This is a genomic window from Psychrobacter sp. UBA6739 (assembly GCF_002453835.1).
In the GTDB taxonomy this organism is placed as follows: Bacteria; Pseudomonadota; Gammaproteobacteria; order Pseudomonadales; family Moraxellaceae; genus Psychrobacter; species Psychrobacter immobilis_A.
This window is the reverse complement of sequence record NZ_DKHR01000024.1, coordinates 1-25,419: the sequence shown is the minus strand read 5'-3', so window position 1 is coordinate 25,419 and position 25,419 is coordinate 1. Positions and strand designations below refer to the sequence as shown.

Annotated in this window: 21 protein-coding genes and 1 tRNA gene; 8 read left to right on the top strand and 14 right to left on the bottom strand. The window is 43.0% G+C overall.

The features are described 5' to 3' along the window. Positions 1 to 177: 177 nt before the first annotated feature. Positions 178 to 1,635 carry a hypothetical protein gene (locus tag B2575_RS06175; RefSeq protein WP_296240585.1) on the top strand — a complete coding sequence of 486 codons (1,458 nt, stop codon included), beginning with the start codon at positions 178 to 180 and terminating at the stop codon, positions 1,633 to 1,635. Positions 1,636 to 1,753: 118 nt separating this feature from the next. Beyond that, positions 1,754 to 3,016: a DUF5723 family protein gene (locus tag B2575_RS06170; RefSeq protein ID WP_296240584.1), complete on the top strand. Its 1,263-nt coding sequence runs from the start codon at positions 1,754 to 1,756 to the stop codon at positions 3,014 to 3,016. A gap of 72 nt (positions 3,017 to 3,088) precedes the next feature. Here B2575_RS06170 and B2575_RS06165 read toward each other — a convergent pair whose 3' ends face one another. Beyond that, positions 3,089 to 4,045, bottom strand: coding sequence for a DUF1853 family protein (locus B2575_RS06165; RefSeq protein ID WP_296240583.1), 957 nt, complete (start codon positions 4,043 to 4,045; stop codon positions 3,089 to 3,091). 635 nt (positions 4,046 to 4,680) lie between these two features. On the opposite strand from B2575_RS06165, the gene B2575_RS06160 reads away from it, so the two are divergent. The 6 genes from B2575_RS06160 (at position 4,681) to B2575_RS06135 (ending at position 14,570) form a co-directional block, all read left to right on the top strand. Then, complete coding sequence (locus B2575_RS06160; protein WP_296240582.1) at positions 4,681 to 5,142, top strand: hypothetical protein; 462 nt, start codon at positions 4,681 to 4,683, stop codon at positions 5,140 to 5,142. Positions 5,143 to 5,969: 827 nt separating this feature from the next. After that, positions 5,970 to 8,330, top strand: coding sequence for a type I restriction-modification system subunit M (locus B2575_RS06155; protein WP_296240581.1), 2,361 nt, complete (start codon positions 5,970 to 5,972; stop codon positions 8,328 to 8,330). Then, positions 8,330 to 9,700: a restriction endonuclease subunit S gene (locus tag B2575_RS06150; RefSeq protein ID WP_296240580.1), complete on the top strand. Its 1,371-nt coding sequence runs from the start codon at positions 8,330 to 8,332 to the stop codon at positions 9,698 to 9,700. Before B2575_RS06155 ends, B2575_RS06150 begins: the two co-directional genes overlap by 1 nt. 63 nt (positions 9,701 to 9,763) lie before the next feature. After that, positions 9,764 to 10,525: a hypothetical protein gene (locus B2575_RS06145; protein ID WP_296240579.1), complete on the top strand. Its 762-nt coding sequence runs from the start codon at positions 9,764 to 9,766 to the stop codon at positions 10,523 to 10,525. A gap of 74 nt (positions 10,526 to 10,599) precedes the next feature. Then, entirely contained in the window at positions 10,600 to 11,211 is a 612-nt protein-coding gene (locus B2575_RS06140; RefSeq protein ID WP_296240577.1) for a tetratricopeptide repeat protein, read from the top strand. Between the two features lie 65 nt (positions 11,212 to 11,276). Then, complete coding sequence (locus tag B2575_RS06135; RefSeq protein WP_296240576.1) at positions 11,277 to 14,570, top strand: type I restriction endonuclease subunit R; 3,294 nt, start codon at positions 11,277 to 11,279, stop codon at positions 14,568 to 14,570. 391 nt (positions 14,571 to 14,961) lie between these two features. Here B2575_RS06135 and B2575_RS06130 read toward each other — a convergent pair whose 3' ends face one another. The 13 genes from B2575_RS06130 to B2575_RS06070 form a co-directional block, all read right to left on the bottom strand. Then, positions 14,962 to 15,261, bottom strand: coding sequence for a helix-turn-helix domain-containing protein (locus tag B2575_RS06130; protein WP_296240575.1), 300 nt, complete (start codon positions 15,259 to 15,261; stop codon positions 14,962 to 14,964). Beyond that, positions 15,258 to 15,617: a type II toxin-antitoxin system RelE/ParE family toxin gene (locus tag B2575_RS06125; protein ID WP_296240574.1), complete on the bottom strand. Its 360-nt coding sequence runs from the start codon at positions 15,615 to 15,617 to the stop codon at positions 15,258 to 15,260. The genes B2575_RS06130 and B2575_RS06125 overlap by 4 nt, the downstream gene beginning before the upstream one ends. 222 nt (positions 15,618 to 15,839) lie before the next feature. Continuing rightward, positions 15,840 to 18,386 (bottom strand): DUF927 domain-containing protein, encoded by a 2,547-nt coding sequence (locus B2575_RS06120; RefSeq protein WP_296240573.1) that lies wholly within the window; start codon positions 18,384 to 18,386, stop codon positions 15,840 to 15,842. Positions 18,387 to 18,495: 109 nt separating this feature from the next. Beyond that, on the bottom strand, positions 18,496 to 19,083 hold the full coding sequence (locus tag B2575_RS06115; protein ID WP_296240572.1) for a hypothetical protein: 588 nt from the start codon (positions 19,081 to 19,083) through the stop codon (positions 18,496 to 18,498). Continuing rightward, positions 19,076 to 19,615 (bottom strand): hypothetical protein, encoded by a 540-nt coding sequence (locus B2575_RS06110; protein WP_296240571.1) that lies wholly within the window; start codon positions 19,613 to 19,615, stop codon positions 19,076 to 19,078. The genes B2575_RS06115 and B2575_RS06110 overlap by 8 nt, the downstream gene beginning before the upstream one ends. After that, complete coding sequence (locus tag B2575_RS06105) at positions 19,608 to 19,868, bottom strand: hypothetical protein (RefSeq protein ID WP_296240570.1); 261 nt, start codon at positions 19,866 to 19,868, stop codon at positions 19,608 to 19,610. The genes B2575_RS06110 and B2575_RS06105 overlap by 8 nt, the downstream gene beginning before the upstream one ends. Continuing rightward, entirely contained in the window at positions 19,865 to 20,149 is a 285-nt protein-coding gene (locus B2575_RS06100) for a helix-turn-helix domain-containing protein (RefSeq protein ID WP_296240568.1), read from the bottom strand. Before B2575_RS06100 ends, B2575_RS06105 begins: the two co-directional genes overlap by 4 nt. A 3-nt stretch (positions 20,150 to 20,152) precedes the next feature. After that, complete coding sequence (locus B2575_RS06095) at positions 20,153 to 20,449, bottom strand: helix-turn-helix transcriptional regulator (protein WP_296240567.1); 297 nt, start codon at positions 20,447 to 20,449, stop codon at positions 20,153 to 20,155. A gap of 119 nt (positions 20,450 to 20,568) precedes the next feature. Beyond that, a complete protein-coding gene (locus B2575_RS06090) occupies positions 20,569 to 21,447 on the bottom strand; it encodes a hypothetical protein (protein ID WP_296240566.1) in 879 nt (292 codons plus the stop codon). 114 nt (positions 21,448 to 21,561) lie between these two features. Next, positions 21,562 to 22,809 (bottom strand): tyrosine-type recombinase/integrase, encoded by a 1,248-nt coding sequence (locus B2575_RS06085; protein WP_296240565.1) that lies wholly within the window; start codon positions 22,807 to 22,809, stop codon positions 21,562 to 21,564. A 161-nt stretch (positions 22,810 to 22,970) separates the two neighbouring features. Then, positions 22,971 to 23,047: transfer RNA gene (locus tag B2575_RS06080), tRNA-Pro, on the bottom strand. Positions 23,048 to 23,141: 94 nt separating this feature from the next. Further along, the gene (gene gatB / locus B2575_RS06075) at positions 23,142 to 24,668 is read right to left on the bottom strand and encodes an Asp-tRNA(Asn)/Glu-tRNA(Gln) amidotransferase subunit GatB (protein WP_296240564.1); all 1,527 of its coding nucleotides are present in this window, start codon (positions 24,666 to 24,668) and stop codon (positions 23,142 to 23,144) included. Further along, positions 24,668 to 25,419 (bottom strand): amidase family protein (locus tag B2575_RS06070; protein ID WP_296240563.1); only part of this gene is annotated, 752 nt, incomplete at its 5' end. The genes B2575_RS06070 and gatB, both read right to left, overlap by 1 nt.

Sequence of the window (25,419 nt, the reverse complement as noted above, 5' to 3'; positions counted from 1 at the left end):
GGCATACTTTTTAGAACACCACCAGTTGTTTAAATAAGAGTATTATTATTTTATTTTAAAGTAAACTTAAGTTTTCTAAATTAAGAGGCGCTTTTCTGAATTGAGGCATTATTTGCTTAATTGGATAAAGATTTTGGTGCTTCTCGTTTTTAAAATTACTCTATAAAGGACTGTGTTATGAAATTTTTTAAATTGAGCGCATTAGCGTTAGCCAGCACGTTAGCGTTAGCAGGCTGTGGTGATGACAATAATAATAACTCTTCTGGTAATGGTACTAATACGCCTGATGTGCCAGTTAAGCCGCCTGTCGATAATAGTTTGTCTGAAATCGAGCAAGCGAAAGAGATGATTCGTACCGCCAAGCTATTTGTCAGTGACAATAAAGCGGTTACAGATGCTTACGAAGATGTAAGTGATATCCTTACAGAAAAGCAAGATACACGTCTGGGTTATACCTTCGATATCCCAAGTGATCTAAAATACTATATGGAAGAGAATGATGTATCACAGCTCACGGCAGCGGACATTACTGCACTGGCTAATGATAAAGAGTTTGAAACAGCATTAGGAAATATAGTCTTGACCCCAGAAAAAGACTTCTTGGCGACGTTAAATACTGATGGTAAGTTTACCTTAACTGGTAGCACCAAGGTTGATATTGAAGAATACGATTATGTGTATAACCCGCAAACAGGTTTGTATGGACCTGTTGTCGTCAATCAAGACAATTTTAAGGTAGCATTTGATGGCTTTGAAGATGCGTTAAGCTCAAACACCAGTACAGATAACTTTAACGGTAGTTTGGGTTTCAAGAGTATTAACATTGGCACTGGCACTAATACCGTTACTCTCAACTCAAGTACTAAAGGCGCAACAGTCAGTGGTCAATTCAGTGATAAAGTCGTGGTCAATGATGAGTTTGATATCAATGACGCAAATAGAGAAGGCATCACGCTAGAAAAGGCGGTCATCAAATTAAGCAGCCTGAAGTTGACGGCTAATGATAGCGTGATTGAAGCAAAAGATTTTGAATTTGCCGCACTGGATGTCAGCAGAAAGCTGGCAGATAACAGTCTGGTGGTTAGAACAATCCCTTATAAGTTTGCTATAACGGGCAAGATGACCAAGCAAAAACCGATGACTGATGTAGAGATTACACTGAACGCGACTGCCAATGACGCTGATATAAAGAAATTTATCATAATCGATGAAGTCGGTGATATCGAAGAGGCCGCCAATAAATACGTAGGTATGGAAATCGTATTGGCGATTAAAGGCAAGGTAACGAAAGAGAGTACAACGACGATTCCGCTTGATTTCCAAGCCAATCTTAAGCGTACTGCTCGTAATGTTATTGAGCTACAAGGTCTGACTGCTAGCGTAGAGGGTAAGAAGCTATTTGTAACAGGTAAGTCAAGCTTAGATAATAACTATGATGTGGTTAGCACCCAGTTTACCGTTGAGCAAAATAAAGCGTCGATCAAGTTAAATGTTGATGCCAGTGGTGATTTTATCAAAGATAAAATGGGCAAGCTCGGCGATATCATGGTTAACGGTAAAGACTACGGTGATTTAATGGATAATGATGGCAAAGTTACTGCCAAGTTTACTGATAATAGTTTAATTATTCTATAATCAGATCATGTGTCACATCGACTCTCAAACGTTGTTAGTAGCGATTGAGGTATAGCAACACAAAAAAGAGACAGATTCCTGTCTCTTTTTTATGCTCTCTAATAAACGTGAGAAATTTATGCCATATAACGTTTCAAGTCTCTATGGTTTTTTACCTAAAAGCTTAGCATCGCATTTATACAGCCGTACCAAGTTAATCACTACGCCAGCGATTGCGGCTATGATGATATCCAGCGCTGCGGTTGCTGATAGTGCAGATATACCAGCTGCTGATACGAATTTTTACTTCCATCCCCAAGCGACAGGCTTGCTAGACAGTCAGACCAAACAATCAGACGCACAGATAGAGTGGAGTGTGATGGCAACGGCTCATAGCCCAACGCAGCCTATCTCAGCATTTCTAGACGATTGGAGTGCCCCTTTGGACTCGGGTGATCATGCTTATGCCCAAGGTCGGACGTCGCTTGAGATGCGTCCTGCGGGCAGTGCGATTAGCTACGGTCTAGGTTGGCGTTATGATTATTTAATGACGTTTAGCAAAGAGACTGCCGAAGTTTATTGGCAGTATGAAAATAAACAGCCCTCAAGTACCAGTCAAGATTATCCATTATTTTTAGAAGCCAAGCACAATGAAAGATTCGGTGCTAATATTGGTCTGACGCAGCAGCTCATGCCTAACTGGCAATTGACGACTCGGGCCAATCTCTGGCAAGGACTGCATGCACTAGAAGGTAAGATAGTTGGCGATTTAAGCACCAGAGTGTTACCAAATAATGAGGTGACAGACATACGAGACAGTTTGGATAAAACCAACGCTTACATCGATTATTACTATGATGAACCAGCCTTAGGGGAAGAAAATTTAGACTGGAACCCCGCGAAACCTTCGGGATATGGTTATTCGCTCGATTTGCAGCTCACAGGTCAGTTGTCTGATAGTACGCAGTTGTCTCTGAGTGGCTACGATATCCTTGGACGTATGCACTGGAAAGACATGCCAAGCACTCGTTATGCATTGGATTATGACGTCAACGGCAGACCTCTCTATACGATTGAAGGGCAGCTTAGCACTGACGATGTCACACAGACATTGCCATGGCGAGTTGAAGGTAGCCTTCAGCATCAGCTAGACAGTCAGTGGCAGCTCGGTCTACATGGTCAAGTGAATGACATTCAAGACTTATATCAATTATCCGCAGGCTACCAAACGTCCAATGATGCTTTTCCCATTACGGTGACGGGCTTGATAGAGCCGCAGACGCAAGCATTGGGTCTCGCTGTAGACAGTCGTTATGCTGGCATCAAATTGCTGACCGACAGTCTCGATTCAGAAAAAGCCAAACGCAGTGAGATTAGCTTGTATGGACGCTATGCTTGGTAGCTTGATTCATTGCATTGCGTTAATAAAGCAGATGGCTAAAGCGTCGATGTGCATATAATGCGGTGGACGTTACTAAAATTTGTCATGCGTTTTGTCGCGCTGTTCAGGATAAATGACGATCGGACTATAACCTTCGAAGTATAGTCCTGTCGTAGGCAGTGCGTCGTTTGACCAAGCTACCTGCGGCTGTCTTCCATCATAGCAGTCGCGCCTAGTAAACCATTCGATATAATGGGCGGCTCGTAATGCCCTTATATCAAGTGTCGCAAGATTAGTCATATCAGTGCTATCGCACCATTTATGTATAGGAAAGCTTGGTGCTAACCAAGGCGGATAAGTAAAGTTACAGGTATTAATTGGCAAAAAGAATCGTCCCTTTATAACGCCATAACGCTTATCAATTTTGACTTTTTCATGATTTTGAGTATCTACCCATACGGTACGAAACTGCTTGGTTTGCATATGGGTCATTTTACGCTGTAAATTGTCATTGGAGTTGATGCCAACCCAGTTCTCAGGAGCAAAAGGCGCTGATCCCATAAAAAACTTAATCGCCAGCTCCCAATGCTCGACCAGATTTTCTCCATGATTATATAAGATTAAATCCAGCTCACCAGTCGTCTGCTTGCCGTTAAATAACTGTATGTTATTAGCGATTGTCTCGTATAGATGCAACTTACGCGCAAACCCATCTTCTAACCAAAAAGAAATTAACCCTTCAAAATGAAACCCCAATCGATTGGGACTTGGACGCTTGAGTAAATAACGGGTCAATTCTTGATAATCAGTAGTAGTATCTAGTTCTGTTAATCGTTGCTTATACGCTTCAAATTGTACCTGCCAAAATCTGGCGCTATGTACTGAAATCGCATGTGTGTTCTCCTGCGGTGCAAAGTCTATCCACTGCGTTAATACGTTAGGACAAGCAAGTGCATAAGCCAAATCACGCACATAAGGTCGCTTGTAACGCTCCCAAGGGGCATCATCTATAGGGCGGGTAGAGGTGGGCTGAGCGATAGGCTCTGACATAGGATAAACCAGTGTAAAGGTGTAGCATTTACCCTAACGGCTCGCTCTATAAAAGTCTATGGTCAATCGTATTATGTTAATGTTGTGACCACTTGTCGGCTAATGCCTGAAAATAACAAGATATTCTATCCATAACTTGTATCAAGCCAAATATTGTTGCTCGATAATGCCTTACTATTAATACTAAGATGATAATCTATGATAAATAAGCATCTGTAAAATATTTCATGCATGATAAGTCCACTGCCTGTGCGTCTATGGGCGCAACTTTGACTATGGCACAGAAACCTACTTTGCCCTAAGAGCATATTTCACAAGATATTCAGTAAGCAATTAATCATGTTATGGTGGTTAATGACAGCTTAAACTATGACAAGGTTCGAAGGTGCACTCTATTTAATAAAAAAGAAACTTCTAATTATGAGAGTAGGGAGTATGTGAGTGAAGACAAATACTGTATTGCTGCTATCAAGTATAAAATTGAGGAAATAAATTGTGAAACTAGGCCATATTGGTAATGAGAGTAATGGAAAATCAAGTTCTGATGAAAAAAGTAATTATATGTATAATAAAATCAAGCAACAGTTTGAATTGTTTGAATAGATAAAGATGATCGTTATGAGAGGTAATATATTATGAAAGCATGGCTAGTTACTGCTGTTCTGATGGGTGTTACATTCGCTACCAATGCCAATGCCAGTGCTTTTGATGCTATGGATAAGTATTTTAAAGAGTTTGAGGTCGTAGATGAAAACTACCGTTACGTAGACTTAGAAGCCGCGTCTACTTTTTTTGACTTAATGGATCATATGTTTAATAAAAAGATTAAAAATGAGCAACCTGATTTTAAATTGGGTGGTAAAAATCACTTGATGAGCTGGCATGTCGACCTATACTCAAGCTCACTCGCTTTTAAGAACATGGAGCCTAGTTTCCAAGAGTCGGTTATGACTGAGCTTTGTAATGATTTTTATGGCGCAAAATACCAAGCTGCTAATAATGTTGTGGTTAAGCTATCTAGTTATGACAATCAGGATAATTTGGTAGAAACAGTGGTTTTGAACAAAGATGTCTGTGCAGGGGCTAGTAATCTGTAGATTTGTCATCAAAGTAATTTAAATGTCATACCTACACCTACTAAAAGTAACAACTGTAAGGCATTGCCCAAATTTTAATCAAAAAAAAGCCAACCATTGAAAACAATGATTGGCTTTTTTCTTTACTACTATGTTTGGTCGGAACGGCAGGAAGCAAAGTATAGGCTGAATGCTTTTATATAAAAGGCTTTAGGTTTTATAAAATAAAAATATACCGCAAAATATACCGCAATTTGCAAAAGTCACTTTGGACTTAGCGGCCATCAGTATATAAAAATAACGAAGATCTGTTAGCCGGTATAAATAATTAAGATTGCTTATTGTCACTTTTATTTACAAGTTTTCTTATATTTATCGTTTTCTTTGAAATATTCTTAATGCTGAGCAATAGATAAACGAATAAATTCGCATGCATTTTGAGTGTGCCACCACACATTTAAATCAACTACTGTAAGTAGATGATTACTCCATTTCCTGCTTCCTAAGTTTTTTTCTGCTTCCAATGCCAACTACCTATTTCATTGGCTTAGAGGTGATTTTTTGTTTTGGAATAAATGTCTAAATTAGGGTTTTTTGCTTCCTAAATTTCTTGCTTCCTGACTTTCTGCTTCCAAAAATTATTATCTATTCTTAACAAGAATTCTTTTATTAAATATAACCTTTAATTCCGTTTTCATGCTGGTCTTTATATACCCTACTATCATACAATGAGCTTTATAAGCCGTCATAAGTCGATGTACGCCATCGCAGTACGTGTTAGCCGATTTTTAAGCCTGTCATATCATCCCAAGCATTTACCCTTGCTCAACAAACAATAAGACGAATCCATGACCAAAAACTTCTCTCAAACAGCGGCTTTCATCTGGTCTGTCGCTGACCTATTACGCGGTGACTTTAAGCAATCTCAGTACGGCCGCATCATCCTGCCATTCACTTTATTGCGCCGCTTAGAGTGTGTATTAGAAGAAACCAAAGCAAACGTCGTTGCAGAGAGTCAGCGTATCGCTGAGATGGGTTTGCCTGAGGAAGCACAAGAGAAGTTCATCATTCGTGCCAGCAAGCGACCGTTCTACAATATCTCGCCGATGGATCTAAGCAAGATGGGTCAAAGCGATATTAAAGATAACCTCAATACTTACGTGCAATCTTTCTCTAAAGACGCGCGTGAGATATTTGAGCATTTCAAATTTGAAGAGTTTGTCGGCCAGCTAGCGGATGCCAACTTACTTTATAAAGTGGTGCAGATGTTCGCCAATACCGATTTGAGCCCTGAGACTATCTCTAACCATGAAATGGGCTTTGTGTTTGAAGAGCTAATCCGCCGCTTTGCTGAAAGCTCTAACGAAACCGCAGGGGAGCATTTCACCCCGCGCGATATCGTCCGTCTGACCACCTCACTGGTATTTATGGAAGATGATGACGCGCTGACCAAAGACGGCATTATTCGCACCATTTATGACCCGACAGCGGGGACGGGCGGTTTCTTATCCTCTGGTATGGAATACGTGCTAGAACTCAACCCTGACGCGGTGATGCGTACCTATGGACAAGAGCTAAACCCTGAGTCTTATGCCATCTGTAAAGCCGACATGCTGATCAAAGGGCAAGAAGTGAATAACATTAAGCTGGGCAATACCTTATCCAATGATCAATTGGTCGCTGAAAAGTTTGACTACATGCTATCTAACCCGCCGTTCGGCGTAGATTGGAAAAAGATATCAGGTGAGATCAATGATGAGCATACGCAAAAAGGCTTTGACGGTCGCTTTGGGGCTGGCTTGCCGCGCGTGTCTGATGGGTCGCTATTATTCCTGATGCACTTACTGAGCAAAATGCGTCCGATTACTGGTGATGATAAAGCGACAGATAACAGCAGCACTCAAAACAGCAATCAAGGCAGCCGTATCGGTATCATCTTAAATGGTTCACCGTTATTCACGGGCGGCGCAGGAAGTGGTGAGAGTGAGATTCGCCGTTATATCCTAGAGGCAGACTTATTAGAAGCTATCATCGCGTTGCCAAACGATATGTTCTATAACACGGGCATTGCTACCTATGTCTGGATATTAAGCAATAAGAAAGCCGCTGAGCGCCGCGGAAAAGTGCAATTGATTGATGGTAGTAACCTATACAGTAAGATGCGCAAATCTCTTGGCTCTAAGCGTAACGAGATGGGCGATGACGACATCAAGACCATTACCCGCAGCTTTGGTGACTTTGAGGTGGTTGATGCGCGCGTACTAGATAAGCCAGAAGAAGTGAAATCTAACCGTGGCCGTCAGTCTGCCAACCCAAAAACTGAACCTGCCAAGACCTTCGCCAGTAAGATATTTAAAACCCATGAATTTGGCTATCGCCGTATCACCATTGAGCGGCCGCTACGTCTATCCGCTCAGCTGTCTGACGATGCTATCGAAACCCTGCGCTATGCACCTAAACCGTTCGATATGGTCATGCCAGCGTTATATGACGCCTTTGGTGGTAATTGGACGACTGACAACTATGGTGACCTGTCAGCGGTCACCTTAGAAGCGCGTGCGATGATTAAGGCGGACTTTAGCGAGCTAAAAGAAAAGCAAATCAAAGACGTGCTTGATAGCAAAGTGTGGCGAGATCAGCTTGAGATCATGAATAAAGCCAAAGCCTTGCAAGCGGCGATTGGTGAAAACCAATTCGATGACTTTAATGAGTTTGAAAAAGTGTTTAAGCAAGCGTTAAAAGATACTGATGTGAATCTCGACGCGAAAGAGAAAAAGCAGCTGATGGATGCTATCACATGGAAAAACCCTGAAGCAGAACCCGTCATCAAAAAAGCGCTTAAGATTGCCAATCCGCTCTATGGTGCATCCAGCTATACCGATCCTGCCAGCAAGACCAAAATAGTTGAGTTCCAAACAGACAGCGATCTACGCGATTATGAAAACGTGCCGCTCAATCCTGAGGTGACCACCGCTGAGTTGATTGAAAGTTACTTCGCCCATGAAGTACAGCCGCATGTGCCTGATGCGTGGATCAATAGCGACAAGACAGATGCTATCGATGAAGAGATTGGTATTGTGGGCTATGAAATCCCGTTTAACCTTCATTTCTACGTCTATGAGCCGCCGCGCGCGCTTGCCGATATCGATGCGGACTTGGATGCGGTAAGTGCTGAGATTATGCAGTTATTGGGTGAGGTGCATTCATAATGGCGAAGTATCAGCAATATGATGAGTATAAGGATTCAGAGGTTGGTTTATTAGGTAGGATTCCTCTTGGATGGAAAGTTTTAAGATATAAAAATATTTTAAAAATTATGCAAGGCATGGCTTTTAAAAGTAGTGAATATGTTGATAGTTCTAGCGTAGTAAATATAAGGATGGGGAATATTAAAAAGGGAGGTCATATAGATCTCAAACACAACACAAAATATCTTCCTGAAAAATATAAAGATATTTACAGTGAGTATAGGCTTTATGAAGGCGATGCGATAATTGCAATGACAGATATGAGTCCAAGCCTCGATTTTCTGGCAGTACCTGCCATTTTAGAAGGCTTAGACGTGAACACTGTTTATCTTCTTAATCAGCGCGTTGGCAAGCTTATACTAGATAAAGAGTTTGATATTCGCTTTATTAGATATTGGCTTCTATCAGATGAGTTAAGAAGGCAGCTCAAAGCAAAGGGACTTGGTACAGTTCAAGCTAATATGTCGAATGATGATTTATATGGCGCATATTTCCTTTGTCCTTCATTGAATGAAAGAGTAAAGATTGTCAATTTTCTCGACCACGAAACCGCCCAAATTGACACCTTAATTAATAAGCAGCAAACCCTGATTCAACTGTTAAAAGAAAAGCGCCAAGCCGTGATCAGTCATGCCGTGACTAAAGGCTTAAATCCTGATGCACCGATGAAAGATTCTGGCGTTGAATGGTTAGGGGAAGTGCCTGAGCATTGGGATATCGTAAAGCTTAAATGGAAAGCTAGCACGACGAGTGGAGGTACTCCAACTACTTCAAAGTATGAGGATTATTATGAAGATGGTGATATACCTTGGATTCGTACTACTGACTTAAATAATGACAAGCTAAATGAAACGCCAATTATGATTACACCAAAAGCAGTTAGAGATAGCGCATGCTCTCTATTGCCTAAAGATAGTGTGTTGATAGCTATGTATGGTGGTGCTGGCTCTATTGGGAAACATTCATTATTAAATTTTGAATCTACTATTAATCAGGCTGTTTGCGGTGTGCTGCCGAGTGAAGCTTTTGTACCTGATTACTTACATCGCTTCTATGAGTTTTATCGTCCTTTTTGGATGATCGGTGCAGCGGGAACAAGAAAAGATCCCAACATCGGTCAAGATAATATTAAAGAAGCTAGAGTTCCGATACCACCATTAAGTGAACAGCACCAAATAGCTGATTACCTCGATAAGATGCAAAGTCATTTTGATGCCTTAACTGAAAGTGCAGAAAAAGGCATTCAACTCATGCAAGAACGCCGCACCGCTTTAATATCTGCTGCAGTTACCGGCAAGATTGATGTTCGCGGCTGGCAAGCGCCTGAGTAGCTGTAAATAGAGATTAAGCGCATATTGCGTTTGATAAACAAGAAAATCAATAAAAGGAGTTATATGATGAAAGCAGTTACCGTAGCAGCTCTATTGGCATCAATGGCCGTGACCACCATCGCCCAAGCACAGACCTATAAATGGCAAGATGATTATTGCAGTATGAAAGGTGACTTTGATAGTAAAAAATATACCGCTAAGCAAATCAAGAATTCACATTTAGTATTAGAAAGCTTAACCAGATTAAATCTAGAAAGCTTTTTTCCACCGATGGATATTGATGCACTAGACAAGTTATCGATGAAAGACTTAGGCAAGCTTACTGAAGAATATATAAAAGTTAAGAATAATATTGAACGACTTGATGTGGTGCCTGAAGCAAAAGGTTATAAGCAAGAGCTAATCAAGTCCATTGATGGGGAATATAAACAAAATAAATTGACGATTTTGGGATATCTGAATCCCAGTGAGGCACTCAAGCAAAGCCCGCAAATGTGTAAAACTTATATTGAGCCGTTATTAAAGAATGAAACGGCTGTGCAAAATAGATGGAAGCAGTTTGTTGAAGAGCAAATTCAAGAACAAGCAGATATCACAGATGATGGTGGTAAGTATTACCGCAGTTTGGCTACCAAGCGCTATCAGGAAGAAAAGTCCAGCAACCCTGCTAAGTATGCAAAAATTGATTTGGTAACTTTTGGTTTTGGCGGCTGCGTGAATGATCAGATTTATCATGCTGACTCTGAAGTAGTATTTAAAAATCAGCAAAAACTGAATAAAACGTTATTTGGTAAAAGCTTTAAACAGATATGCGATGAGCCGTAAGGATTGATTAAGCTTAGAAAGACATAGGTTTGAAGACTGAACATGATTAGCGATGAGTTATAGGTAGTGAATTTATGAAAAAGATACTATTAGTTTTATCCATGTTAGGAATAGGCATAGCTCAAACAAGTGGTGCTGCTGAAACAACTTTCCAATCGAATAATACTTTGACTCATACTATTGCTAATATCTCTGCTGTTTCGAATTATGGTTCTAGTCGCAATATCTATAGCACTAATGATGGTGCTTATAAGTCTAGCAACGATGAAATCAACAAAGCGATTGATAACTTAAGTGCTCATGCCAAGCAAAAAGAATATCAACTGGCTTCATTAACCAGTCGATTAAAATATGAAAACAAAGGTTCTGCACATAAAGATAGCTTGGCTGATATGAAAAAATGGGCAGAACAAGGCAATGTAGAGTATCAACTTAAGGTTGGTTTGATATATTACCAAGGCAAAGGTGTGCGTCAAGACCTTGTTCTAGCAAGAAAAATGTTTCAAAAGGCAGCTAATAAGGGAAATGCTAGAGGCCAAGGTGCGCTTGGTTTTTTTTATGAAGACGGTTTAGGTGGTCTTAAGCGAAACAGAGCTACGGCGAAGGAGTGGTATGGAAAAGCCTGTGATAAGGGTTTGCAAGATGGCTGCGATGAATATAGAAGATTGAATGAGCGCGGTTATTAATAAATAACTAGTTTTATGTTAGTACGCCAACCCCACATTAAGAAATTAATAATAAGAACTATGCCATGACCAAGACCAGTACTTCTATTAACGCGCACAATGTTACCTACGAATCTGTCTTCCAAGCCGATATCGTAACTCAAATGCAAGCACAAGGCTGGCAGTTAGGTAATCCTAGCGGCTATCAAACAGAGACTGCACTATATGAACAAGACGTGCTGGACTTTGTGCAAACTACCCAACCGCAAGAGTGGGAGAAGTTTTGCCGCACTTATCCTATTGACTCTGAGCGTCACTTTATCGCTGCATTGGTCAAACAGCTTAATAAGGCTGATGAGCACTCTACCGATCAAGCCTCACGTACTTATGGGACGCTGGGTGTCTTACGTCATGGTTTAAAGATTCGTAACGCGCGTTTTAGCTTGTGCCAGTTTAAACCTGAGCACAGTCTCAATCCTGAGATCATGGCGCGCTATGAGGCCAATATCTGCCGTGTTGTCCCTGAGGTGGTGTATAGCCCTCATGCCAGTCTAAAAGACAGCACTGACGGCAAGGTAGCTAAGCGCAACCGCATCGATGTCGTGTTATTCGTGAATGGCTTGCCTGTGACGACAATGGAGTTAAAGTCTGAGTTTAAGCAATCGGTACAAAATGCCATTACTCAGTACAAGAAGACCCGCCTACCAAAAGACCCTGATACTAAAAAATCTGAGCCGCTGCTGATGTTTAAGCGCGGCGCATTAGTTCACTTCGCCGTCAGCCAATATGAAGTTTATATGACCACAAGGCTGGATGGCGCGCGTACTTATTTCTTACCCTTTAACAAAGGCACAGCGGATGGCGGCGCGGGTAATGATATTCCTAGCGATAGCAGCCGTTATGCCACTGATTATCTATGGAACGAAGTGCTAACGTCTGAGAATCTCTTGGCGATTCTTGGCCATTTTATGCACTTGCAGATAGAGGATGAAGAAGACGCTATTGGGCGCAAGTCTAAAAAGGAAACCATGATGTTCCCGCGCTACCATCAGTGGGATGTGGTGACCAAATTGGTCAATGCGGCCATTACTGAAGGTGCTGGTCAAAAGTATCTGATTCAGCATAGTGCTGGCTCAGGCAAGTCCAACTCTATCGCATGGACAGCGCACCAGCTATCCACCTTATACAACAGCGACGGCGATAAACAGTTTCATTCCGTCATCGTCATTACTGACCGCACCGTGCTTGATGACCAGCTACAAGATACTATCTATCAGTTTGAACACGCTGATGGCGTAGTCGGCAAAATTAATAGAAAAGAGGGTGACGGCTCAAAGTCTGAACAGCTTGCGGCCGCGTTGGTAAAGTCGCAGCCGATTATCATTGTCACGATTCAAACCTTCCCGTTTGTACTCAAAGCGATTGAAGATTCAAGCGTTCTAAAGTCGCGCCGTTACGCCATCATTGCCGATGAAGCACACTCTTCACAGACAGGCTCTACAGCTCGCCAGCTGAAAGAAGTGCTCATCTCAGGTGATATAGAGAGTAATGCAGAGGATGACGCGCCGCTATCTAGTGAAGATAGCCTTGATTTCATAATGGACGCCACGCTTGCTGCGCGCCGTAGCAGTCCTAACCTCAGCTACTATGCTTTTACTGCCACGCCTAAACCTAAAACCATCGAGCTATTTGGCCGTCTGCCTAACCCTGACTTGCCAGCTGCTAGCGATAACCTGCCCGCCGCTTATCATGTGTATTCTATGCGCCAAGCCATTGAAGAAGGCTTTATCTTAGATGTGCTAAAAAACTACACCAACTATAAAGTGGTTTATCAGCTTAAGCAGAAGCTGGCCGCCGAAGATGATGAAGTCGATGCCCGCCGCGCTAAGATTAAGCTCAATAACTGGGTGCGCCTCCATGAGCACAATATCGCGCAGAAAGTAAAAATCATCATCGAGCATTTTAACGACAATATTAAAGGGTTACTCGGCGGCCAAGCCAAAGCGATGGTAGTAACAGGTTCACGTAAGGAAGCGGTACGCTATAAGCTAGCCTTTGATAACTATATCGCTGAGTACGGCTATAGAAACATTAATGCCATGGTCGCGTTCTCAGGTGAAGTCACCTTCAATGATAATGATCCTGATAGCGGCGCATTGATTGGTGAGAAGTTCACCGAGAATAATATGAACATCGGGCTAAAAGGTCGCGATCTACGTAAAGCCTTCGATAGTGATGACTATCAAGTGATGCTGGTGGCTAATAAGTTCCAGACAGGCTTTGATCAGCCGAAACTGTGCGCTATGTACGTCGATAAGAAGCTGACAGGCGTGGACTGCGTACAGACCTTATCACGGCTGAATCGTACCTATAAAGGTAAGGCAGAGAGTGGCACCTTTGTGCTCGATTTCTTTAATGATCCTGAGGATATTTTAGAGTCCTTCCAGCCGTATTATGAGACTGCTACTTTAGCGGATGTATCTGACCCTGATCAGGTGTATGACTTGTATGAGAAGCTGCGTGCCAGTGGTATTTTCTTATGGAATGAGGTAGAACAGTTTGTTGAAGCGTTCTACAGCAAGAATAAGTCTAACGCTGCCATCAGTAATATCTGCAAGCCTGCGGTCGAGCGTTGGCAGAAGCGCTACAGCCAAGCACGTGAGCAAGCCCAGCATGCCAAGGTGATGCTTGAACGCACCAAAGCCACGGGCGATGTGGTGCTGATGACCAATGCCGAAAATGACTACAAAGGCTTTAAAGCCGATCAAGATGCGCTGGAAATCTTTAAAAAGGATTTAGGGACATTTACCCGCCAATATGAGTTTATGTCGCAGATCGTGGACTATGACGATAAAGAGCTGGAGAAGCTTAGTCTATACGCGCGTAACCTACAGCCGCTACTGCGTGAAAGTGTGGATAATGAAGATGAGGTTGATCTAACTAATATCGTCATGAGCCATTACCGCGTCTCAAAGCTGTATCAGCAAGACCTAAAGCTACAAGAAGGCAGTGGTGAGCTAGAAGCGGGCGGCGGTGCTGGTACGGCCACGCCTAAAGATATAAAAGAAGCGTTTTTATCGCAGATTATTGAGCGATTGAATGAAGTATTTGCTGGCGAGGACTTTACTGACAACGACATGGTTAATTTTCAAAACACCATTTGGGATAAGGTCACAGAAAATGAGATCGTGGTAAAGCAGTTTAGTAATAATAGTACTGATCAGATCATGCTGGGTGGTTATCCTGATGCCGCAATGGATGCGCTATTTGAAAGCCAAGAAGCTTATGAGGGTATGACCATGCACTTATTGTCTAATCCTAATCAGTTTAAGAAATTCATTAGATTGATGCTTGATACGAAGTTGGGTGATCATGCATAGGTACGGTTTTTTAGAGAAAAATAGCGGTTTAGGGATGATTTTTGGCTAGATGAATAAACCCCTTTTTCCTGATTCCTCGTGATTCCAAATTCCTTCACTGATTCCGCTGTATCTATTACGTATTAAGCGATTGTCGTGATTCCAGTATTCTGAAAACGGCGATTCTTGATTCCAAATTCGCTTGCTTTCATCGTCTTGCTTCCAAATTTGTCGTGTTCAATTGATCAAATAATGGTGGTTAGTATTGCTAACCCAAAGTTGGATTAGGGTTCAATTCTCAATAAATCTTATAAGTTCGTATGCTGATAAATATATTGCTACCAAGAGAAAAAGCAGACGATATACGCCTGCCTTTCATTATTAGATTGGATTTGATCATAAGGTGAGGGCACTACATCAATATAACTTCACTGTTTGGCATCTTAGCAGTAATGACCACTTCGCCACCTAACGACTGTACATAGTTCTGTAGGGTTGATAGTTGAATGTCCTTGCCACTTTCCACCTTTGATATGCTGGCTTGTGATACGCCCATCATGGCGGCAAGCTCCGATTGTTTAAGGTTTCCCATCTTTCTAAGTTTAGCCAGCTCAATAGACTGGCTTAAGCGTTTGGCTTTATCAGTGATATGGCTTTGTCTGTCGGCTGGCAGTTTTGCCATATAGTCATCTAAGTTTGTAAACTTTGTCATTTGTTATTCTCCTTGTTATCTAGCGTTTTAAGGTATGCCTGATAGATACTTTCGGCTATCGGCATCATGCGCTTATAGAAACGCTTGTCACCTGTCTTGTCACCACCACATAGCATGACTGCTTGCCTATAAGGGTCGAACACATAAAACGCTCTGTATGGCTTGCCAGCATGTTGAACCCGTAGTTCTTTTAGGTTGGTCAGCTTACTGTCTTTTAGCGTATCAGCGTGTGGTCTGCCTAATTGATGCCCGTACTGGCGTAGTATTATTAAAGCGGCTAATACATCGTCCTGTTCGGCTTGGGTTAGTGACTCTAGCCAGTCCTCAAATTGAGGGGCAAATATAATCTCATACATATAATAACTCTCTTATAGTATTTATTATATAACAATACGGTTATATATTGTGAGGTTTTGATGGTTGCTAAAAAAAAGGCAGACGATAAACGCCTACCTCTTATTATTTTTGCTGTACCTTAGTTTTTTGCTTGGGACACTTGGGACAGCGGGACAACGCCTGTGGTTAATAGCTTGTAGCTGTCCCAGCCCTTTTTTAGCCTTTGGGACACTTGGGACAGATTAACAAATTGAGCTACTTTGTCCCAGCTGTCCCAGTGGTGTTTTATTGCTTGGGACAGTGCCTAGCCCTTGTTGCGTATGGCTTGTCCCAGTTGTCCCATCTGTCCCAGTGTTTTTATTAGTTTCATAACTTTGTATATCGCTTTTTACTGCATAAACACGCGTACGGTTCTTTTTAAACGGTAAAGGTACTCTGCATGTTTTGCGGTCGCTTTCAGTCACATTCAATAATCCAGCTTCATCTAATACTTGTAAGACTTTGCTTTTGCTAAAGGGTGAACAGACCTCATCAAACGTGCTGGTAGTAAAATAATATTCCTCTGTATCATAGTTGTGATAGCCCACACGGTTGGTTATCTTAGCTTCAAAGTCTTGGTAGGCGGTGCTATGGCAAGGCTGAAAGCGACTTGATCCATGTTGTTCAATAAATGCCTTGATATGCTCTATGATTTGGCGCTGCTCATGCTCACCATCACGCCCATAGTTATCAAGCCAATTATCTAAGCAAGTCATAACGGCTGTGGTTGCCTGTCCTGCTTGCCAGCCTGTAATACCTGCCTGTGTTGCCATTTCTCCAGCTGTTGCCACAATAGCGAACCTCCTAGCTACTCTATGCGCTTGCGGTGCTAGGTCGCTATATTGGCTCATAAAGTCATTTACAAGTTCTTTGGCGGTGGCTGTGGTCGCTGCCTTGTCATTGGTGATATGTTCCAGCCATGCTATGCCAGCTGATCCATAGTAACTATAGGATAGCTCATTAATCTTGTCCGCTTGCGCTGCGCCTGTGGCTGCCAGTACCAAACTATCAAACATTCTTAAATCATTGCCAGCCCCAGCATCAGCATCTATATGCGCCATTCGAACCTCAATACCTGCATTGGTCTTTTGTCCCGCTTCTATCATTTGTTGCTGTACTGTCTTTTCACCATTAGACAAAAAGATAATGCGCCATGTTTTAGCAGTGCGGTTGTGTCCTGTAGTGGTGCTTCTGCCTTTGCCTGTACCATTACCTAACATGTAAACGACTTTACCGACTACTTTAGCGTCACACTCGCTTATCTCATCTAAGGGTAAAAAGCTGTCGTTATACTCGCTTGCTGTGCCCTCTAGTGCGTTGTCAGTGCTGCGCCATGTCTTAATGTAGCTATCAGGCTTGCCCCATACGCTAGACGCTACTTTAAGCGATAACGACTTACCCATAGTTGATGAACCTACAATATGAAAACCACCCCCATCACTATCTAATAGCTCTAACAATTGACCTGCAAAGGCGCAAGCAATAGAGAAAGCAAAACGGTTTTGTTCAGCAAGTGGCTTGCATAGTTCATCACGCCATTGAGCTAACGTCCCTTGCTGGGCTAGGGTGCTGTTAATAGTATTAGCAGACTGATAGAAGGTGATCTGTTTATCATCACCACCTATTGAGCCATTCGCTAATATGTACTGCTTATCATGCCAGCCTAGCTTATCCACGCATAACGCCCGTTTGTGAATAGGGTAGTCTTGAATATAAACATCTAAGTAGTTGCGCTGCTTTGGGTTAGTGGTAATGTTCAAGCCTTGGCTGGCTAGCTCTTTACGATACTCACGGGCATCACCTTGTAATAGCGATGACGGCATTGCCCATTTATGCAGCTCGTTATCATCATCATGCCACTGTAATAACCGCCCCCATGTACTGCTGCTGGTGTCCCTTGTCTTAGCGATAACCTCAATCGGTGAACAAACAAACGCCTTAGACTTAAAGGTTATATTTGCTGGATCATCAAGGTTATATTTCACGAAAAATAGCCCATCATGGTATAGCTCAAAACGTCCATCAGCATAAACCATAGGTTCATTCAGCTGTGGGTCATCGCGCCATTCAGGATAGTAAGCGGTATCTTGTAAATTGATTAGCTGGGTGTCATCAGCTGCCAGTATTGCCTCATAACTGTCATCTTGTAGCATTGTGACAATATCAGCCACGGTAACCAGTGCTTGAGCTTTCACGCCTGCCAATGAGTTTATTAAACCCTTGTTATCAAGTGTCATAGGTACGGTAACGGGCGCGGCGCTGCTCCAATGCTGTACCATCTTTTTCAGGTGCTGATTTGTCTTTTGAGGGCTAATGATGATGGTTTTATCACTTGCCATCAGGCACGCATAAGCATCTATGCCGTTCTCTAAGTCATCGAACGCTAGTACCTCATTGGCTTTGTTTACCTCACCAATGACGATAGCGCCATAGCCTGTAGGGTCAATGACAAGGGGCTTTGCCTTGCTATTTGGGGTGTAGAATACTGCGCCTACAATATCGCCTTGTTTATCGGTCAATCTTAGGGCTATCGTGCCAGCTGTCGGTACTAATGCCGCGTCATCTGTAGTAAGATTGTCGGTGACGTTAAGCAAGCTATTAGGCGGTAGTAGGTCAAATAGTTTAAGTAATAGCTTATCGTCTGCCAGTCCTTGCCGTGTGACTGCATCAAAACTATTCATTACCACTGTAAAGCCTGTGCTAAATGCACGGGCTTTTTCATGGGTGGCTGTTTGTGGTGTAGTGGTCATCTGTTCCCCCTTGCTTGCGACTGGTTCGGCTTGCGCTGCTCTCTATACTTCTTGTAGTAGCTTTTGCGCTTGGCATACTTACGGCTTTGCTTTGGCTGTGGGTAGGTTTTCATACGTCCACCTCCAAAGTGCCAAACTTGGTACGGCTCAATGGCTCATTAAGTACGACAACCTGACTGTTGAGCATGTCTGCCCATCTGTCTGTTGTATCACAAGTAATACGTGTCAGCGCCTTAGCTTGTTCAGTGCCAACCTTTATGGATTGGATTAGATGAAGTAATTGGGCAATGTCTAAGAAGATTTTAGCAGCAGCATTCAAATCACAAGCGGTGTCCGATAAGGTCATGGCTGATATTAAAACAACCTCGTCATCATCGTCTGCCGTGGCATTAATAACTTTTGATTGGCTGGTAGATTTGCCACTGTATAGTAGTGCAATCGCTTGGCGGTTGGTTTCGGTATCATGGAATAGTGACGGCAAGGTATAGTTAGGAGATATGCGCCCATCACGATAAAAACTGTGACTGTCATCATTAATGCGGATAATCAGCCGTGTGCCGTCCTTATGACTGCCATTAGAGTAAAGCGTGTAGCTGCTATTACCGATTGACGGACATAAAACGGGATCACCTGCCTTGAATGTGGCTGGTGTAGGGGTGTTTTGAGTGTTTAAGGTCGTGCGGATTGAGTTACCCATGATGGATAGCTCCTTGCGTTGTTTTTTGAGTGAATGCCACGCTATACGATAAAAGTATAGGGTGACGGGTCTTACTCTCGGTCACGCAAGCAACCGCCCTGCATATTCGCCTTACGGCTATTGTATTTTGCAGCGTCAACCCGTCATAGTCGGTTAGCAAGTGATTTGCTATAGATATGATGGTTTGCCCCCTTGATGCGCTTAAGTGCGCTTGTGAGGCTATGCTTGAATAGATAGTAACAGCTTGAGAGGCTGCGCTATTATCAGGCATAAAAAAAGCCAATAAGTAACGGCTTGGCGTGCCGCTTGCGTGTTCTTTTGAGAGGTCTATATAGTAACCGCTGCTATCATCACTTGCAATCAGTTTTGCGCTGGCTTGGTTGCAAGTCACCAGTGAGAGTAACAAGCCAATACCTGCCACCCATGCCATAAAGATAGTAAACCTTAGCAGTAAGCCGCGCTTGCCAGACTGTGCGTGATTGTACATCCCATCACGGGCGTTTAGATTGGTTTTGGTGTTATCACTACTCATAGCGCGTTACCTCCAGTTCAGGTAATGACAGCACGCTATCCATCTGTTTACTTGCTTCAGTCGCAAATATTGAACCCTTAAATAAGGCTGCTATGACAGCTTGAATAACGCCTTTAGATACAGGGTCATCTGTTCGCACTGCTTGCAATGCCATTGCGTAATGTTCGGTAACAATCGCTAATAAAACTAGGTGCTCGTTGATACCCTCTAAGGTGTCAGCTATCTGTAATAGTCTGTCGTTTGACTGGCTCATGGAGTCACCTCACTGTTAGATAGTTCGCTTTCAAGTAAGGTTTGTTCATCGAGCCAATAGACCGCAAACCACTTATTGTTATGTTTGACCATTTCACTTTGAATTATTAACCCTGCGGTTCGTAAGTCATGTATGCGCTGGGCTAGGCTGGTAATTTGATACAAGCGAATAGCTTCCCATGTGGTAATAGTTGCTCCTGTCATCAGGTGCGCTCTGACTATCTCCATTTGAGTTTTAGGTACTTGCACATTGGTAACGGGTGCGGTTGCTGTAGTTGTCATGGCTTACACCTCCTCGCTAGTGATAGAGGTGTAACTTTCCAGCCACTCGATAACATCAACATTGCGCCATGCGGTCATGGTAGGGGATAGTCTTACTGGTGCTGGGAAGCGTCCATCGCGTGACCATGCCCATAAGGTACTGCTACCAAACGGTAAGAATGGTATTAGCTGGCTGGCACGGCTCATGCCTTGCGGTAGCAAGTGCTTAATAGGAGTAGTCTGCTTTGCGGCTTCGGTGCTGCTAGGAGTGTTATCAGCGAAAGCGATAACGGGATTATCTATATTGATATGGTTTGTCATGTTGATGACCCTGTACTAAGTGCTACCACGGTTTGTAATAGCTTGTCTTGTATGGGTCTATGTTAGGTAGTTGGGCTTAACGTGGGTTCTACTGTAGATAGCAAGTTATCTACAGTAGATTACTTTAATGGTTTTATATCGTTAATACGTGACAGCCATTTGCCTACTGCTTGGTACTCAAGTGGAAAACCATCATGTTGTAATATAGTAGTAATTGCTGCATTTAAAGATGGTATGTTTTGGCTATAGGGCTTTGAATTATCTAGTTTAGTAAGCTTAGCCATTGCATACATAACCTTGTCTAGCGCCTTATATGATTGATGTGGTACTGCTTTTAGGTCATCGGCTGGCTTGTTTACCTGAGTTTTAAGTTCTTTTATTTGCTTTTCTTGAAGCTCAACCTTATTTTTGAGTTGGTTAATAAGCCTATTATCAGTGTTAGGTTTGCTTTGCGCGGAGTAATCTAATAATCGTTCTATCTTATAATCTTTGTCTGCCAGCTCCTCAAGAAGCTCTCCAATTCTACTTTCCATTTGAATAATTAAGTTATTATTGTTTGGTGGCAATGAACTATTATTTGCATCAAAATCTAATAAGCCATCTAACGGCTTAAAACTTAAAAGCTCTGTTTTATTAAAGTAATAATTATCGCGAAAATCTGTAATTTTTTTTATTTCATCTCTGGCAAAGCACGAAAATTTTTCTAGGTCATCATCGTTGCTATATATTAATGCTTCGTCTTTAGGGTCACCTAACCTAATAGCATCCTTAATTACTTCTAAAAAGTCGTTCGTATAATCTTTACTGTCTGAATTAACGTTTTCTATCTTATAGCTTGAGTCAATATAGTAAAAACCTAATTTATTAAGATCACAACATAATAAGTAATTAATTACTTCATATAGTGGCCTATTGTTCATACCCGATAAATTAGTTAATAGATCTTTAGTCAGTATATAATCCTTCTTACGCTCTATAAACTTGTCTAGTAAACTCACATTCACACCCTCACACCCTTAAATGAAAGTAGGTGCAAGGCAGTGACAGCATAAGGGTGTGAATAGCTGTCGTTCGGGTAATTAGTCCTAGCCTTGCATAAATGGTGCTAAGCCTTAGCCTAGCTGTTGATCTTGCTGTTTGAAGTTGCCGTGTATGACGTTATCCATCTTGCCGGCGTAAGCATCATCAATGAAGTTGGCCCACTCATTCATCATGTTGATACGGTAGGCTAAGTATTGAGCACCGTTATATGCTGCGCTTACTTTGTTTTCTTTTTCGTGTGCCAGTTGAGCCTCTATCGCGTGATGCCTATCAAGCTTACTGTCTTGCTCATGTAGCACAGTACTGGCAAGTCCACGAAAGCCGTGACCTGTCATCTTGTCCTTATATCCCATACGCTTGAGCGCATTACTAAATGCATTTTCACTGTAGGGCTGGTGGTGTTCGGTATTATAAAAAACGTATTTATTCGATAGTCCCAGCGCCTTTATTTGCTCCAGTATCGCTATAACTTGTGGGGCAAGTGGGACGATATGTGGTCTACCCATTTTCATTTTTTCGGCGGGTATGCGCCACATCTTAGCTTTATAATCAATCTCGCCCCATTCCATCATGCGTAGCTCTTTGGTGCGCACAAAGGTATAGCATAATACCCAAAATCCCAGCTTGACCAGTAAATGACCACCGTAAGCATCAATATCTTGCAGCAGCTTAGGTAATTGCTGGCTGGTAATGCGGTGGTGATGGGTGACTTTATGTGGCTTTAGCGCTTCGGTTAAGTTGTTGGCTGGGTTATGGGTTATCAGCCCCTCACGTATGGCTTGCTTGAATATCTGTCCTGTTTGCCGTATTGCACGCCTTGCCATATCAGGTGCGCCCCTTGCTTCAACGGCTTTACCAATGGCTAAAACATCAGGCGCGGTTATGTCCTCTATGTTTATGTGACCAATGACGGGTTTAATATCACGCTGGTACTGTGAGTAGTCACGACTATAGGTAGTATGGGCTATGTGGGCTTTGCGGTCATCATGCCAGCGTTCTGCTATGGCATCAAATGCCTTTGTACCGTCAGTGTCGGCTTGCAAGCGTTTCTTATCATGCTTAGGGTTGATACCTTGCGCTATTAAGTCTTTTATCTGATGGTTACGCTGGCGAGCATCAGCAAGGCTCATTGCTGGATATTTACCAATGGTAAGACTTTGGCGTTTATCAGCATACTTATAGTCGCTTACCCATACCTTACTACCCGTACTACGAACCCATAGGCGTAGGTTATTACCGTCGCTATATTTGTCAGGTCGGCTAGGGGTGCAAGTATCTGATGGTTTAAGGCGTTTAATTTGACTATCGGTTAAAGGCATGACGGTATATTTCCATAACGGTATAATTTATACCGCAAAATATACCGCATTTTTACATGGATTGCCATGCACTAAGGTGGACTGTCACGTAGGTAGTATTACTTGAGATTGCCCAAAATAAAGGGCAGACGGTCAATGACGGTCTGCCCTAATATTATGTTTGGTCGGAACGGCAGGATTTGAACCTGCGACCACTACACCCCCAGTGTAGTGCGCTACCAGACTGCGCTACGCCCCGAATGACTGACTATTTTACGCAAAATTACGCATATTGCAAGAGCTATTTATTTTGCTCAAGGTCTACTGCGCAACTCCACGTATCGCCATTCACCTTAACCCAAAAGCTCTTTTAAGATTTGGTTCACTTGCTGCGGATTAGCACTACCGCGACTGGCTTTCATGACTTGACCGACCAGACCGTTAAAGGCTTTTTCTTTACCGCCGCGATACTCTTCGACCATTGCTTCATTTTTCGCGATGACTTCTTCTACCATGGCCTTGATAGCACCAGTGTCCGTTTCTTGCTTAAGACCTTTGTCTTCGATGATCTTATCTGCTGCATCATCTGTGTCGCCGCCCGCGCGCTCGTATAGAGCACTAAAAACTTTCTTAGCCAATTTACCAGATAGCGTGTCGTCTTTGATACGTTTGAGCATACCAGCCAATTGCTTGGCGCTGATAGGGGAGTCAGTGATTTCTTTATCATCTTTGTTTAGCGCACCAAGCAAATCACCCATGACCCAATTGCCAGCCATTTTGGCATCTGCTTGCCCAATTTCTGCGACCACAGCTTCAAAGTAATCAGCAATTTGACGACTACCAGTCAAGATACGAGCATCGTATTCTGATAGACCAAGCGCTTTTTCAAAACGCGCACGACGAGCAACTGGTAGCTCAGGCATTGCTGCACGAATGCTATCGACAGTATGCTGTTCGATACGCACAGGTAGCAAGTCAGGGTCAGGGAAGTAACGATAATCGTTGGCGTCTTCTTTGGTACGCATTACACGAGTTTCGTCGCGCTCTGGATCATAAAGCATCGTCGCCTGCAGTACTTTGCCACCGTCCTCTAAAATATCGATTTGACGCTCGATTTCACGATTGATGGCGCGCTCGATAAAGCGGAACGAGTTTAAGTTTTTTAGCTCAGTACGCGTACCCAATTCTGCACCAGGCTTACGAATAGAGACGTTACAATCACAGCGGAATGAGCCTTCTGCCATCACTGCATCTGAGATTCCTAGCCACGTAACCAACTGATGAATGGCTTTGATATAGGCAAGTGCTTCGTGAGCTGAGCGCATATCAGGCTCAGAGACGATTTCGATTAGCGGCGTACCAGCACGGTTTAAATCCACACCAGTCATACCATCGACGGCGTCGTGTACTGACTTGCCAGCGTCTTCTTCTAAATGCGCACGCGTAATACCCATACGTTTGGGATATTCGTTCTTATCCCCTTCATTGACCACGACATCGATATAGCCTTCGCCAACGATAGGGTTTGCCATCTGGGTGATTTGATAGCCTTTAGGCAAATCAGGGTAAAAGTAGTTTTTACGGTCAAATGTGTTAAATAATCCCAACTCAGCGTTGACGCCGATACCGAATTTTAAGGCACGCTCGACCACGCCAGCATTTAGCACTGGCAATACGCCAGGTAAACCCAAGTCGACGATACTGGCTTGGCTATTTGGCTCATGACCGAAGTCAGTCGGCGCACTTGAGAATATTTTACTTTCCGTATTTAGCTGGCAGTGAATCTCAATGCCGATGACCACTTCATAACCATCGACGAAAAGCTCTTTACGCACGGCATGCTCGCGCACGGCATTGTTATCAGTAGTAGCTGTACTCATTATACCGTCTCCTTTGCGATGGTAGAGTGTTGTAAATGATGGTCGGTATGCTGTTGGAATAAGTGAGCAGTCGTGAGCAATTGGCTCTCTTGCCAATGCTTACCGATTAATTGTAAGCCAACAGGCAAACCTTCTGAGGTTAGACCAACTGGCTGACTGAGCGCAGGTAGACCCGCTAAGTTGACCGCGATGGTATAAACGTCACCCAAATACATCGTCGCAGGATCAAGGTTGTCAGTAAGCTTGTAAGCAGCGGTTGGTGCTGTTGGGCTAGCAATCACATCACAGCTAGCAAAGGCTTCATCAAAGTCTTTGACGATTAAGCGGCGGATTTTTTGTGCTTTGGTATAGTAAGCATCAAAGTAACCTGCCGAAAGTGCATAAGTGCCGGTCAAGATACGGCGCTGTACTTCAGGACCAAAGCCTTCAGAACGTGAGCGCGTGTATAGATCGAGCAGATCGGTTGGATTCTCACAGCGATAGCCAAAGCGTACGCCATCGAAGCGTGACAGGTTTGATGATGCTTCGGCAGGGGCTAGCATGTAGTAAGTGGCAAGGGTAATCTCAGGATCAGTGATATTCACTTCTACGATCGTTGCACCTAGCTCTTCATATTTTTTCAGAGCAGCACGTACGGCCGTTTCTACCTCAGCGTCTAGTCCAGCACTAAAGTATTCTTTGGCCACACCAATGCGTAAGCCAGCAAAGGGCTTGTCGCTAGCCGCGCCTTCAGCATCATTGATGTCTTGTA